Source organism: Pseudomonas sp. FP2294 (assembly GCF_030687625.1).
Classification (GTDB): domain Bacteria; phylum Pseudomonadota; class Gammaproteobacteria; order Pseudomonadales; family Pseudomonadaceae; genus Aquipseudomonas; species Aquipseudomonas shahriarae.
Genome location: NZ_CP117441.1, coordinates 212,932 through 227,490, shown reverse-complemented (window position 1 = coordinate 227,490; position 14,559 = coordinate 212,932). Strand labels below are relative to the sequence as shown.

Sequence of the window (14,559 nt, the reverse complement as noted above, 5' to 3'; positions counted from 1 at the left end):
CCGATTGCCATGAAACTCGCCCCCGACGACCTCGACCAGATCACCTCTACCACCCTGGGTCACTACAACCAGGTGGCCGAGGATTTTCGCGAAGGTACCCGCGACCATGATGTGAGCCAGAACATCGACGCGTTGCTGCGGCATATCCAGGCGCAGGCGCCGTTTACCGTGCTGGACTTCGGCTGCGGGCCGGGGCGGGATTTGCAGACCTTCACCCGGCTTGGGCATATCGCCGTAGGCCTGGATGGCGCCGAGCGTTTCGCGCAGATGGCGCGCCAGGACAGCGGCTGTGAAGTACTGCACCAGGACTTCCTCAAACTGGATCTGCCGGCCGCGCGCTTCGACGGGATTTTTGCCAATGCGGTGCTGTTTCATATCCCCAAGCAGGAACTGCCGCGCATTCTCCAGCAACTGCAGGCTGCGCTGAAACCGGGTGGGGTGTTGTTCAGCTCCAACCCCAGGGGGGAAAACCAGGAGGGCTGGAACGGCCCGCGTTATGGCTCGTATCACGACCTTGCGGCCTGGCAGGCGCTGCTGACCACCGCAGGGTTTGTGGAGTTGGAACACTACTATCGCCCGGCAGGACTGCCGCGCGAGCAGCAGCCTTGGTTGGCCAGTGTGTGGCGTAAGGTAGGGGCTGTCTGAGCGGACGCTATCGCAGCGATGCGGCGACCCGACAAGCCAGCTCCCACATTGTTTTGTGGTGTGTCCAGAATTCCCTGCCGGGTCGAGCCCCCCCCCTGTGGGAGCGGGCTTGCCCGCGATGGCGGTAGTACAGGCACTATCTTTGGTGGCTGACATACCGTCATCGCAGGCAAGCCAGCTCCCACATTGGTTTGCGGTGTGTCCAGAAGTCCCTGCCTGGTCAAGCCCCCCTGTGGCGTGTCCAGAATTCCCTGCCTGGTCGAGCGCCCCCTGTGGGAGCGGGCTTGCCCGCGATGGCGGTAGTACAGGCACTATCTTTGGTGGCTGACATACCGTCATCGCAGGCAAGCCAGCTCCCACATTGGTTTGTGGTGTGTCCAGAATTCCCTGCCGGGTCGAGCCCCCCCCCTGTGGGAGCGGGCTTGCCCGCGATGGCAGTAGTACAGGCACTATTTTTGGTGGCTGACATACCGTCATCGCAGGCAAGCCAGCTCCCACATTGGTTTGTGGTGTGTCCAGAATTCCCTGCCTGGTCGAGCCCCCCCTGTGGGAGCGGGCTTGCCCGCGATGGCGGTAGTACAGGCACTATCTTTGGTGGCTGACATACCGTCATCGCAGGCAAGCCAGCTCCCACATTGGTTTGTGGCGTGTCCAGAATTCCCTGCCGGGTCGAGCTCCCCTGTGGGAGCGGGCTTGCCCGCGATGGCGGTAGTACAGGCACTATCTTTGGTGGCTGACATACCGTCATCGCAGGCAAGCCAGCTCCCACATTGGTTTGTGGTGTGTCCAGAATTCCCTGCCTGGTCGAGACCCCCCTGTGGGAGTGGGCTTGCCCGCGATGGCAGTAGTACAGGCACTATTTTTGGTGGCTGACATACCGTCATCGCAGGCAAGCCAGCTCCCACATTGGTTTGTGGCGTGTCCAGAATTCCCTGCCGGGTCGAGCTCCCCTGTGGGAGCGGGCTTGCCCGCGATGGCCTCAAGGGCGCTGCTGAGCCACCTGATACACCACCGGACTTTCACCCACCACCCACGCCGTCACACTCTGCCCCGCATACCCGTCCCTCTCCTCCTGCGCAAAGTTGGCCACCAACCGTGTGCCATCGGCAAACGTGGTCTGCTGCACCAGCCGGTCGTTGCTCAGCCAGCGAAAATCCGTCATTGCCTGGGTCGCCAGACGCTCATGCAACGGCCGGAAGAACCCATCCTGACGCTGGATCATCGGCAAGCGCTGCTTCAAGGTAGCGGCGCTCAGATGATAGAGCGGCGGCACGTTGTACAGCAGTTGGGCCAGCTCGTTTTCCGCCTGCACATTGCTCAGCTTCAGGCTGTCGAACAACCAGTGATGGCTGGTAATGACCGAACCATGGAACACCGCCTGATACAGCGGCAGGCGCATCGCCGGGGCAAAGTACACGCTGCGCAGCGGCTCTTTGAGCGGCACGCGTTTGAAGAACACCGCCGGTTCCTCCGGTGGATACCAGGCCCCCACGTAGTACGGTGATTGCTTGTCCTGGGTCATCTCACGATCACCCCAGCCCATGACCGGGGTTTGCATGCCATGGGCGAACAACACGCCGCGAGCGGTGGTGGCGTTGCCATCTTCGGAACCCACCGGTAACTGGAGGTGGCTGGCGATCCAGCGGGCGGCGTCGATGTTGCCTTGGGCGTTCTGCGCCTGGGTCATGCCCAGCACCGAGCGATAGCTGTCAAACAGCATGCCGGTGGCATAGGCGTCGAGGAACCAGGCATTGAACCCGGCCTTGGCCTGCACCGCCGTCACCCGCGCCTCCAGCAATGGGCGGACGCAGCGCGGGTCGGTGTAGTGCCCGGACTTCTGGAAGCCGGTCTTGAGCTGGCCGTTCTTCAACATGATCGCGCAGTCGCGATAGGCGCGGCTGCCCAGGTGCGCGGTGGTCCAGTCGGGGTTTTCGCTGGCTGCCAGGGCAGTTTCATAGGAGTCGTAAGGCGCCATCAAGTACCCGGCCGCGACCCCGTCACGCACCGCCTCCGGGTGCCAGAGCCCGCCCTCCCAGCCTTCGCCCAGGGTCAGCAGCAGGCGTGGCAGGCCACTCTCCTGCAGGGTCTTGATCGTCGTCGCGGATAACGTGCTGCCCCAGGTTTCGGGGTTGGCACGCAAGGCACCGGCAAACGCCAGTGCCAGTTGCTGGCGCAGTGCGCCGTAGCCTTGGGCAAGCGCGGGCATGTCGGGCTCGGTCGTGGCTTGCCAGCCCTGGCGCGCCTTTTTGTTGAGCGCCGCGTTGAGCCCTCTGAGCAACACAGCTTGCTGGTAGCGATCCAGAAACGGCTGGGGGGCTTGCACCACCTGTGCCGCCTCCGAGTCCAGTAGGCCATTGAGTTGTGCGCCCAAGCCATCGGGTGCACGCAGTACGGTGCGTAACTGCTCCCAATCGCGCACATCGCCCAGGCCCAGCAGGTCATTGCCCCACAGGTAGACGTGGCTGGCACCCAATAGCTTTTCGCCGGCCGGCAGGCGTTGCAGTTTGTCGGCCAACGGCTCGTAGAGCCCCTGTTCCACCAGCCATTGGCGGTAGCGCTTGGCACCGGCCAGCAAATCGGCCTCGCCCAGATTCAGGCGCAGGGTCATGGGCGCGGTGGGGTCCAGGGCGGTGAATTCATGATGCAACGACAAGCCCAGGCGCGGGCCCTCGGCCTGCCACTGCAAACGGTTGTTGTAGGGGTTGGTCAGCAGCCAGTTGAGGGTGAAGCTTGCGTGATCGACGCCCCATAACGGCAGGCTCAGGTCCTGGGTGCTGTTGACATCCCCCTGCTCCAGCAAAAAGCGCTGCCAGAGGCTGTTGCCGGCTGGCACGTAATGCCCCTCGGCGAGCGGCCAGATCAGGCCCTTGCCCATGGCGCTGGCCGGCTGGCGGACGATCTCCAGCTCGCCGGCCTCGCGGGCGGTGATGGTCAGGATCAGGTCACGCTGGTCCAGGGTGGCGTTCAGCCGATAGGCACCGTTGTCCCATTGCCAGTTGGCGTGTTGAGTGGACTGTTGCAACTGGCTGACCTTATGGGTAGCCACGCCGCTGGAGGCCTGCACCGGCTCGCCGCCGGAAGGGGTCACGCGCACGGCCAGGTTCGCCGGGTCGAGCTCGATGCGCCATTGGGGGTTTTCCAGAACGGTGCCGGCAACGGCCAGTGGCGACAGCAGCAGCACGCAGATGCACAAGGCTCGGCGCAGGTTAAGGGTCATGACGTGGGCCTTCACAGGAGCGAAAGCCCGAGGGTAAAACAGTTCGTTGACCGGAACTAATCCAATACACATTTAGAGAGTTTTCCCACTGCCTGCCCTTGTGGCGAGGGGGCTTGCCCCCGTTGGGCTGCGCAGCGGCCCCTGTAAGATCCACCGGGTTGTATCAGACACACTGAGGTGGCCGGTTTTGGGGCTGCTTCGCAGCCCAACGGGGGCAAGCCCCCTCGCCACAATAGTGATGCCCAACAGCGTGTTTGCCTTATGGCGCGGCCTCAGGCTCGCGGATTTTGTACCAGGCCACATACAACGCCGGCAAAAACAGCAGCGTCAGCAGGGTGGCGATGATGATCCCGCCGATCATCGCGTAGGCCATCGGCCCCCAGAACACTTCCCGGGCGATGGGGATCATGCCCAGGCTGGCCGCCGCCGCCGTCAGCAGGATCGGCCGGCGCCGGTGCTCGGTGGCCTGCACCACCGCGTCCCATGGCGTGTAGCCTTCCTGTTCATAGGCGTCGATCTGGGTCACCAGGATCACCGAGTTGCGGATGATGATGCCGATCAGCGCGAGGATCCCCAGGATCGCCACAAAGCCCATGGGCGTACCCGTGGGAATCAGCGCCAGGACCACGCCAATCAGGCCCAGCGGGGCCACGCTGGCCACCAGGAACATCTTCTGCACGCTGTGCAACTGGATCATCAGGAAGGTCGCCATCAAGAACAGCATCAACGGCACCACGCTGGCAATCGGGCCCTGGGCCTTGCCGCTTTCCTCCACGGTACCGCCGGTAGCGACCGTGTAGCCCACCGGCAAACCGGCGCTGAATTTCTCGATTTCCGGCTTGAGCTGCTTGACCAGATCGGTCGGCTGCATCTCGTCGCGCACGGCGGCCTTGATGGTGATGGTCGGCTTGCGATCGCGACGCCACACCAGCGGCTGCTCCAACTCGTAACGCACGGTGGCAAAGGCCAGCAGCGGGATCGAAGTGCCGCTGGGCGTGACGATCTGCAGGTTCTGCAAGGTTTCCGGAGTGCCGCGCTCGGCGTCTTCGGCACGGCCGACCACGTTGATCAGGTAGATATCGTCGTGCACCTGGGTCACCGCCGAGCCGCTGACCACGCTGTTCATCAACTGCGCCACGTCTTCGGACGACAGCCCGAGCTGGCGCGCCTTGTCCTGGGCAATATCGATCCGCAGCACTTTGCCCGGCTCGTTCCAGTCATAGATGATCTCGCCCAGGTGGCTGTTTTTATCCAGCAACGTCGCCAGCTCGATGGCGTGTTTACGCACCTGGTCGATGTCCTTGCCCGACACCCGATACTGGATCGGCCGCCCGACCGGCGGGCCCATTTCCAGGGGTTGGACAAAGCTGCCGACGCCCACGAAATCATCGCGCAAGCGCTGTTGCAGGCGCTCGATCAACGCGCCGCGCTCCTCCAGGCCCTTGCTGACGATCACCAACTGCGCGTAGTACGGGTTCTCCAGTTGCTGGTCCAGGGGCAGGTAGAAGCGGATCGCGCCCTGGCCGATGTAGGTGCTCCAGCGCGCGATATCCGGGTCGTCCTTGATGATCGCTTCCAGCCGGTCCACGGCCTTGCGCGTTTCATTGATCGAGGCGTTTTGCGGCAGGTTGAGGTCGACGAGGATCTCCGGGCGATCCGACGACGGGAAAAACTGGTTCTGCACAAACTGCATGGAAAACACCGACGCCGCAAACAGCAGCACCGTCAGGCCAATCGCCCACCAGCGATTGCGCATGGCCCACAGCATGCCGGCGTTGAACACCCGCCCGACCCGCCCCGGCTCGTCACTGTGGGGTTTGACCTTGGTGCTGAGGATATGCACGCCGATCACCGGCGCAAACAACACGGCCACCACCCACGACACCAGCATCGCCACGGCAATCACCGCAAACAGGGTAAAGGTGTACTCACCCGCCGAGCTGGCGTTAAGGCCAATCGGTACAAAGCCGGCCACGGTCACCAGGGTGCCGGTGAGCATCGGGAACGCGGTGGAGGTGTAGGCGAAGGTCGCCGCCTGCTCCAGGGTCTCGCCCTTTTCCAGGCGCGTGATCATCATTTCCACGGTGATCATCGCGTCATCCACCAGCAAACCGAGGGCGATGATCAACGCGCCCAGCGACACCCGCTGCATGGTGATGCCGCTGTACTCCATAAAGACAAATACCAGCGCCAGCACCAGCGGGATCGAGCACGCCACCACCAGCCCGGCACGCAGGCCGAGACTGATAAAGCTCACCACCAGCACGATGATCACCGCTTCGAACAGCGCACTGGTGAAGCCACCGACGGCCTCTTCCACCACCTCGGCCTGGTCCGACACCTTATGCACGCCGATGCCCACCGGCAGGTCGGCAGTCAGCTCATCCATACGCTGGTGGAGCGCCTTGCCGAATTCCTGGATATTGCCGCCCTTCTGCATGGCGATGGCCAGGCCGATGGCTTGCTGGCCATTGAAACGAAACATCGGCCGCGCCGGATCCACATAACCACGGCTGATATCCGCGATATCCGCCAGGCGATAAAAGCGGTCATTGAGCCGCAGGTTGACGTCGGCCAGATCCTTCTCCGAGGCAAATTGCCCGGAGGTACGCACCGAAATCCGCTCCGGCCCGGCCTCGATCACCCCGGCCGGGGTCACCGCGTTCTGCGATTGCAGGCTCTGCACCACTTGCCGTTGGTCAATCCCCAGGGCGGCGAGTTTGCGCGTGGAAAAATTCAGGTAAATCACTTCGTCCTGCTGGCCGATCATCTCGACCTTGCCCAACCCCGGCACCGCCCGGATCTCGGCGCGCACCTGTTCGACGTAGTTGCGCAGTTGGCGCATCGACATGCCATCGGCGGTAAAGGCATACACCGAGCCAAATACATCGCCGAACTCGTCGTTGAACGACGGACCCTGCAAGCCTTGGGGGAAGGTGCCGCGAATGTCGTCGACCTTCTTGCGCACCTGGTACCAGATCTCGGGGATCGCCTTGGCGCTGGTGGTGTCTTTGAGGAACACGAAAACCGTGGACTCACCGGGCCGGGTGTAGCTTTTCACGTAATCCAGCGAGTCCAGCTCTTCGAGCTTTTTCTCGATGCGGTCGGTGACCTGCTTGAGGGTTTCTTCCTGGGTCGCGCCCGGCCAGCGGGTCTGGATCACCATGGTCTTGATGGTGAAGGACGGATCTTCTTCACGCCCCAGGTTCATGTAGGAAAACACGCCCATCAGCAGCGCAACGAACATCAGGTACCAGACGAAGGACTGATGCTTGAGCGCCCAGTCGGATAAGTTGAAGCTCCCTTTCATCGTGGGCTGTCCTCGTCGGTTTTGACTTTTTGTCCGGGCTTGAGGCTGTTGACGCCGGCGCTGACCACACGCTCGCCAGGCTGCACCCCACCGCTGAGCACAACACTGCTGGCATCACGGCTGACCAGGGTCACGTCACGGGGCTGCACGGTCTGCTGCTGCAGATCCATGACCCAGATGCGGGTCTTGCCCTCGACGTCCTGCACCGCGCTGGCGGGCAGTTCGATACGTGGGGCGATGGCCGAGCTCAAGGTCACACTGATCGCCGTGCCCAACCGGAACGCCGGGGGCGTCTGGGCCAGGGTCAGGCGCGCGCGACGGGTGCGGGTGGCGCTTTGTGCCTGGGGCTCGATCTCGCGCACGGTGGCGGTGGTGTTGATGCCGGGCTCCAACTGGCTGGCTACCAGAAACACCACATCGGGCGGCAAGCGCTCGGCCAGGCCAGCCGGCAGGTCGATCACCGCTTCCTTGATATCCGGGCGGGCCAGGGTCACTACTTGCTGGCCGGCGCTGACCACCTGGCCGGCTTCGGCATTCCAGGCGGTCACGATGCCGCCGTGGTCGGTGCGCAGTTCGGCGTAGTTGAGCTGATCCCTGGCCTGGGCCACCGACGCCTTGGCCTGGTCGAGAGAGGCCTGGGTGGTTTTCAGGTCGGTCTGGGCAATGTCCAGTTGCGCCTGGGCGCCGACGCCACGGTTGAACAGTTCCTGCTGGCGGCGTGCATTGGCCTGGGCATTGATAAATTGCGCCTGGACCCGCGCCAGTTCGCCCTGGGCGGCGCGCAACTGGTTCTGCTGGTCGGTGGGGTCAAGCACCGCCAGCAAGGCGCCCTTGCTCACTTCGGCGCCCACATCCACCGCGCGCCGGGCAATGCGACCGGGCACTCGGAAGCCCAGGTTGCTTTCGTAGCGTGCCTGGATCGTACCGGCGAAGCGCCCGAGGTTTTCCTGGTCTTCAGCTTTCACCTCGACCCAGAGCACTGGCCTTATAGGCTCCGGCGCCGGCTCTTCCTTGGAACAGGCGATCAGCAACAGGCTGCTGGCGAGGATCAGCGTCAGGCGCTTCATGGCTGCACTCCGCTGGCCTGGGCCTGGTCCGGCGCCTGGGCGATCTCCACCAACATGCCTGGGTGCAGCAATTGCCCGCCGGCCACCACGACTTTTTCGCCGCCTTTGAGGCCATCGCTGATGATCACTTTGCCGGTCAGGTAGCGCGCGACAGTGACCTTGTGCAATTGCGCCTTGCCGTCACCGTCCACCAGCCACACGGCAGGCTCGCTGAGGTCTTTGGTCAGTGCCGCCCAGGGCAGCTCGACGCTGGGTTTGGCTTGCCCATTGGCAGTGGCACTGACGACCGACCCCAGTTGCATGCCCTTGGGCAAGGCATCCAGGGCGATCTTTACTTGCACCGTGCCGCTGTTGGCGGCGACGGCCGGGGTCACTTCACGCACTCGGCCCACGGCCTTGATGCCCGGGTTGTCCAGCAGGCTGACGGTGATTGGTACATCCGGCACAGGCTCCGCCAGCAGCGATTCGTAGACGTTGAACACCGCATCGCGCTCGCCATCACGGGCCAGGCTGAAAATCGGCACGGTGGCCTGCACCACCTGGCCGACTTCGGCCTGCCGCGCGGTAATCACCCCCGGCGCTTCGGCGATCAACGCCGTATAGCCCAGTTGCTCACGGGCGTTGGCCAACTGCGCCTGCGCGGCCGCCAGGGCACTTTGGCTGCTGCGCAATGCAGCCTGGGCGGCGTCGTATTCGCTGCGGCTGGTGTAGCCCTTGGGCAGGAGTTTTTCCTGGCGCACAAAGGCCGCGGCCGTCTGTTTGACCCGTGCCTGTTCCGCCACCACCTGGGCCTGGGCGGAATCGACATTGGTCTGCAAATCCTTGGGATCGAGCTTGGCCAGCACTTGCCGGGCTGTCACGCGGTCGCCGACATCGACCATGCGCTGGATAATTTTGCCGCCGACGCGGAACGACAAATCGGTCTGCACCCGCGCCTGGATATCCCCGGTAAGGGTCACTGCGGCGGCGAAATCGGTCGGCTGCACCGTTTGCACAAACACCCTTGAATGGGCCTTGGGTTCAGGTTTTTCCTGGCCACAGCCGCTCAGCAATGCCAGCAGGGCAAGGCCACAAATAACTGTTGAGGTGGGACCGCCCATGCAGACTCCTTTCGCGTAATACTGACGTGCCAGTGTGTATGCGACTGTGAGCTTAGTTCAGGGTTCCACCTTCATCTTTTACAGGCCTGCGATGATGCGGTTCTACGCGATAAGATGTTGGTCCATGCCGGCGCGGAACGCCCTCAATGCTCAAGACCTTAGCGGTAGCCAATTACCGCTCGATCAATAAATTGGTGGTACCGCTGGATCGGCTGAACCTGATCACCGGCCCCAATGGCAGCGGCAAGTCCAACCTGTACCGCGCCTTGCGCCTGCTGGCAGAAACCGCCCAGGGCGGCGTGATCAATGCGCTGGCCCGTGAAGGGGGCCTGGATTCGACGTTCTGGGCCGGCCCCGAAAACGTCAGCCGGCGCATGCTCAATGGCGAAATCCCGGTACAAGGCAGCGTGGCCCAAGGCGCCAAGCGCTTGCGCCTGGGCTTTGCCGGGGAGGATTTCAGCTACGCGATTTCCCTGGGCTTGCCAGTACCCAGCTCGTCGTATTTTTCCCTCGACCCCGAGATCAAGAAGGAATGCATCTGGGCCGGTCACGTCTATCGCCCGGCCAGCCTGCTGGTGCAGCGCTCCGGGGCGATGGTGCGCGCCCGAGACGGGCAGGCCTGGGATGTGCTGGCCCAGCACACGCCGAACTACCACAGCCTGTTCGACCAGGTCGGCAGCCTGCACGGCTCGCCGGAAGTGCTGATGCTGCGCGAAAGCATTCGTGGCTGGCGCTTCTACGATCACTTTCGCAGCGACGCCGATGCACCTGTGCGCCAGCCGCAACTGGGTACGCGCACGCCGGTGCTGCATCACGATGGCCGCGACCTCGCGGCCGCGTTGCAGACCATCCGCGAAATCGGCAATCCCGAGGCATTGCAGCAGGCGGTGAGTGATGCGTTCCCCGGCGCACGCCTGCATATCGAGCCGTTGCAGGGCGGACGTTTTACCATTGAGTTTTATCAGGAAGGCTTGCTGCGGCCACTATCGGCGGCAGAGTTATCGGACGGCACCTTGCGTTACCTGCTGCTGATCGCCGCCCTGCTGACGCCACGCCCGCCGACGATGATGGTGCTCAACGAACCGGAAACCAGCCTGCACCCGGACCTGTTGCCGGCCTTGGCGCGCCTGATTATCCAGGCATCAAGGCACTGCCAGGTGTGGGTGGTGTCCCATGCCAGCCGCTTGATTGCGGCGTTGCAGCAGGATGAGGGATGCAATTCGATTGTGCTGGAGAAGGTGCTGGGGCAGACGCAGATTGTGGGGCAGCGGGTGTTGGATGAGCCGGCCTGGCATTGGCCGAGTTAGGCGGTGCCTGCACCGGCCTCAGATCAATACCGACTCATAGGTGCGCTCGATGATTTGCTGGCCGACCTTGATCACATCCACCACGCCGATCAGCACCGCCAGGGAACTGGTCTTGATGATCCGCGTGTAGACGTTGATGGTTGGCGGCGTCATGCGCTTGAGCGCCTGGGGCAGCAGCACGTAGCCATAGAGTTGCGGCGCCGACAAGCCAATCGGCAGGCCAAAAAACAGCAGATACAGCCACACCAGCACCGGAATCGCGCGGAACAATTCCAGGTAAATGCGCAGCAGCAGGTTGATCGCGCGCGCATTCAAAGTGCGCAGCACCCCATACACCACCCCGCCAATCGTGCTGAAGGCGATGCTCAAAAACGAAATCGACAGGGTTTGCGCAGCGCCCTTGCCCAGTTGCGGCAACGACACCCACAACAACTCAAGACCCGAACTGGCCATGCTGGAGCCTCCTTTCCAGACGGCTGAGCAGCAGCGACAGCGGCAAGAACAGCAGCACGCAAATCAGCGTGAGCACGGCGAGCATTTCGTAAGTCTTGTAGTAGAGGGCGATGTAGCTTTTGGTGGTCTAGAGAATCACTGGCGCCGCCACTGCCGAAACCACTGTGGTTTCCTTGAGCAAAAAAATGAAATTGGCGAACAGCGCCGGCAGGCTGAGGATCCCGGCCTGGGGCAGGATCACATGGCGCAGCAACTGCCAGTCGGACAGGCCGATGGACTTGCCCGACTCGATCAGCGCCACCAGCAGCGAGGTGCCAATGGCGATCAAGCCCACTTGCAGGGTTACCCCCACGGCCTTGAGAAACGCCGGCAGGGTGCTGAGGATAAACGCGTAGTCTAAGGTCATTTCAAGTCCTGGGCGCCGCAGGGGTAATGCGGCGTAAACGCAGTCCGGTTCGACGCGGTAACGTCGGCAGAAGCTGACTTTAAAGGTATAAAAACCAAAATTTAAATACCGAAATAGCATATTGATATCACCCAAAAAGCTAACCTGCGGATTCGCCGGGATGGCAGGTGACAGCTATTGTTCTGGGGGATGTAGGAAGGGTCTTTTTTCAGCGCTGAACCACAAGGAAGGACAGCGCATGGCCAGACTGAGGGCCATTTAACCAGCGAGGGAATGACAGATGAACGAGGCGAAACCGATTGATCCGCAGGACTTGGTGAAGTGGCTGGTGGCGCTGCGGCGGGCGATCAACCGCCGGGATTAACAGGCATAACACCAACCCAATGTGGGAGCAGGCTTGTGTGGGAGCTGGCTTGCCTGCGATGCAGACACCTCGGTTTATCAGTATTACCGAGGTGATGCTATCGCAGGCAAGCCAGCTCCCACACAAGCTCAGCTCCCACATTTCTTGAAGGGGGTTTGGCAAATCAGAACGCTGGCAAGACCGCGCCGCTGTATTTCTTCTCGATGAAGGCTTTGACTTCAGGGCTGGTCAGGGCCTTGGACAGTTTCTGGATCGCGGCGCTGTCCTTGTTGTCTGGACGAGCCACCAGATAGTTCACGTACGGCGAGTCGGCGCCTTCAATGATCAGTGCATCCTTGGCTGGGTTCAGGCCGGCTTCCAGGGCGTAGTTGGTGTTGATCATGTCCAGGTCAACCTGGTCCAGGACGCGCGGCAGCAGGGCCGATTCCAGCTCCTTGAACTTCAGGTTCTTCGGGTTGCTGGCGATATCCTTTGGCGTGGACAGGGCGTTTTTCGGGTCCTTGAGGGTAATCAGGCCGGCCTTTTGCAGCAGCAACAGGGCGCGACCGCTGTTGGAGCCTTCGTTGGGAATGGCCACGGTGGCGCCGTCTTTCAGGTCTTCAAGCTTGGTGACTTTCTTCGAGTAGCCGCCAAACGGTTCTACGTGCACGCCAATCACGGTGACCAGGTTGGTGCCTTTACCCTTGTTGAAGTTTTCCAGGTACGGCAGGGTCTGGAAGTAGTTGGCGTCCAGGCGCTTCTCGGCCACTTGCACGTTCGGTTGCACGTAATCGGTGAAGACTTTGATTTCCAGGTCCACGCCTTCTTTGGCCAGGGTCGGCTTGATCAGCTCAAGGATCTCGGCGTGCGGCACCGGGGTGGCCGCGATCACCAGTTTTTCGTTGGCTTGAGCGATACCGGCAGTCAGGGCAGCCGCCAGGGCGGTGAACAACAGAACCTTTTTCATGCAGTGTCCTTAATCGAAAATCCGGGACGTCGGTGACGGCCACTTCTTATGGGGGTGCCAGCGATGTGCTATCGCGGCGTGGAATGGACAATACCGATATTTTTTATTCCCGAACAATACCTTTTATTCACGTTGATATTCCATTTTGTTCATACAGAGCCCAAGCCCCGAAACAGACGCGTCAACGCTGCGCGCTCGACTTCGCTGCCGCTGCTCAGGATCTGTCGCACCTGATGCTCAATCTGCGCCACCGACGCCACCGGCAGGTTCAGATGCTCCGGCAGGATCTCATCGCCACTGCTGACCAGCAGCGCAAAGTGGATCACGTTCTCCAGCTCCCGCGTATTGCCCGGCCAGCTGTGTTGCTCCAGCAGCCGCTGCGCGTCCTCACTGATTAGCGGCACCGGCAAGTCCAGGCGCTGGCTGTAGATGCCCAGGAAGTACTCGGCCAGGGACAGGATGTCGCCTACGCGCTCGCGCAGCGCCGGCAGCTCCAGTTGGCCTTCGCTGAGGTAATGGAATAGGCGCTCGTGGAACTTGCCGACGGCCACGGCCTGGGCCAGGTCGATGCTGGTGGCGGCGACCAGGCGCACATCCACCGGGCTCGGTTGATGCGCCCCTACGCGGGTGACTTCGTGGTTTTCCAGGGCGGCGAGCAGCTTGATCTGGATCGGCAGCGGCAAGTCGCCGATCTCATCGAGGTACAAGGTGCCGCCGTTGGCCGAGCCGAACCAACCGGCCCGGCTGCTGGCCGCGCCGCTGTGGCTGCCGGCGGCATAGCCGAACAGTTCGGCATCGGCATAAGTCGGGCTGATCGCACCGCAGTTGACCGACACAAACAAGCCGCTGCGGTCACTGCCGCGATGGACATGGCGCGCCAGCAGCTCTTTACCGCTGCCGGTTTCGCCGCGAATCAGTACGGGCAAGGCACGCGGGGCCAGGCTTTCGAGGTCTTCGCGCAGTTGCCGGGAACGGGGGTCGACAAATACCAGCGCCTTGGCGCGGATGCTCAAGGGGCTTTTTTCGGCGTCGGGGAAGGTCAGCAACGGCTGGCCGAAGGTTTCATGCAGGCTCATGGCAGGCTCCCGCCCCGTTTCCATTCAAGGGACGGGGCGTTGAAAAGGTATTAGGCGCGGCGTCGGGAGTGATGCTCCAGACGGTTTTGCAGGCGATAGAGGTAGGCGAAACCCTGCTCCCAGCGCTGGTGGCCGGACTTCACGTTGATATGCCCGGCACCTGCGAGAATCCCGGCTTCAGCCCCCCAGTTACGCGCCAGCTCCAGGGCCCGAGGGGCGCTGACCGCACTGTCGTTGTCGGAGCTGACGACCTGGCTGGGAAACGGCAACAGGTCACGGGGAATCGGTGCAAAGTTGCGCAACGCCGGCGCACACGCCGGGCGCTCGACATCTGCCGGGGCCACCAGCAAGGCCCCACGCACCTGGCGCAGGAACTGCAACGGCGCGCTGGCCGCCCAGTGCGCCACCGTGATGCAACCCAGGCTGTGGGCGATAAGAATCACCGGGGTACTGTCGGCCGCAATGGCTTCGGCCAGGGCCGCCACCCAGTCTTCACGGCGCGGGGTCAACCAGTCGGCCTGCTCCACGCGGGCGCTGTTGGGCAGGCTGTTCTGCCAATGGGTTTGCCAATGATCTTCTGGCGATCCTTGCCAGCCCGGCACGATCAGGTAACGGATCAACTCGCTGTGCATGGGTGTGCCCTCCTGCAGCGTTTAACGTTGCTGACC

9 protein-coding genes and 2 pseudogenes are annotated in these 14,559 nt (G+C 62.6%); 2 read left to right on the top strand and 9 right to left on the bottom strand.

Annotated features, from left to right (window positions below):
- Nucleotides 1–9 precede the first annotated feature (9 nt).
- Nucleotides 10–645 carry a bifunctional 2-polyprenyl-6-hydroxyphenol methylase/3-demethylubiquinol 3-O-methyltransferase UbiG gene (locus PSH73_RS00965; RefSeq protein WP_057444596.1) on the top strand — a complete coding sequence of 212 codons (636 nt, stop codon included), beginning with the start codon at nt 10–12 and terminating at the stop codon, nt 643–645.
- A gap of 979 nt (nt 646–1,624) precedes the next feature.
- Here the strand turns inward: PSH73_RS00965 and PSH73_RS00960 are convergent.
- From PSH73_RS00960 to PSH73_RS00945, 4 genes are all read right to left on the bottom strand, one after another.
- A complete protein-coding gene (locus PSH73_RS00960; RefSeq protein ID WP_198791969.1) occupies nt 1,625–3,862 on the bottom strand; it encodes a glycoside hydrolase in 2,238 nt (745 codons plus the stop codon).
- Between the two features lie 259 nt (nt 3,863–4,121).
- A complete protein-coding gene (locus tag PSH73_RS00955) occupies nt 4,122–7,172 on the bottom strand; it encodes an efflux RND transporter permease subunit (protein ID WP_200659233.1) in 3,051 nt (1,016 codons plus the stop codon).
- Nucleotides 7,169–8,239 (bottom strand): efflux RND transporter periplasmic adaptor subunit, encoded by a 1,071-nt coding sequence (locus PSH73_RS00950; protein ID WP_057957981.1) that lies wholly within the window; start codon nt 8,237–8,239, stop codon nt 7,169–7,171. The genes PSH73_RS00955 and PSH73_RS00950 overlap by 4 nt, the downstream gene beginning before the upstream one ends.
- Nucleotides 8,236–9,339, bottom strand: a complete 1,104-nt coding sequence (locus tag PSH73_RS00945) for an efflux RND transporter periplasmic adaptor subunit (RefSeq protein WP_198831057.1) — start codon at nt 9,337–9,339, stop codon at nt 8,236–8,238. Before PSH73_RS00945 ends, PSH73_RS00950 begins: the two co-directional genes overlap by 4 nt.
- 146 nt (nt 9,340–9,485) lie before the next feature.
- On the opposite strand from PSH73_RS00945, the gene PSH73_RS00940 reads away from it, so the two are divergent.
- Nucleotides 9,486–10,646, top strand: coding sequence for an AAA family ATPase (locus tag PSH73_RS00940; protein ID WP_200659231.1), 1,161 nt, complete (start codon nt 9,486–9,488; stop codon nt 10,644–10,646).
- A gap of 21 nt (nt 10,647–10,667) precedes the next feature.
- Here PSH73_RS00940 and PSH73_RS00935 read toward each other — a convergent pair.
- From PSH73_RS00935 to PSH73_RS00915, 5 genes and pseudogenes are all read right to left on the bottom strand, one after another.
- Nucleotides 10,668–11,099, bottom strand: a pseudogene (locus PSH73_RS00935) (ABC transporter permease subunit); the annotation flags it as partial.
- A pseudogene (locus tag PSH73_RS00930) lies at nt 11,080–11,505 on the bottom strand (ABC transporter permease subunit). The pseudogenes PSH73_RS00935 and PSH73_RS00930, both read right to left, overlap by 20 nt.
- Before the next feature lie 527 nt (nt 11,506–12,032).
- On the bottom strand, nt 12,033–12,815 hold the full coding sequence (locus tag PSH73_RS00925; RefSeq protein ID WP_057437018.1) for a MetQ/NlpA family ABC transporter substrate-binding protein: 783 nt from the start codon (nt 12,813–12,815) through the stop codon (nt 12,033–12,035).
- 149 nt (nt 12,816–12,964) lie between these two features.
- Complete coding sequence (locus PSH73_RS00920) at nt 12,965–13,891, bottom strand: sigma 54-interacting transcriptional regulator (RefSeq protein ID WP_057437016.1); 927 nt, start codon at nt 13,889–13,891, stop codon at nt 12,965–12,967.
- Between the two features lie 50 nt (nt 13,892–13,941).
- Nucleotides 13,942–14,523, bottom strand: a complete 582-nt coding sequence (locus tag PSH73_RS00915; RefSeq protein ID WP_032856553.1) for an alpha/beta hydrolase — start codon at nt 14,521–14,523, stop codon at nt 13,942–13,944.
- Nucleotides 14,524–14,559 lie beyond the last annotated feature (36 nt).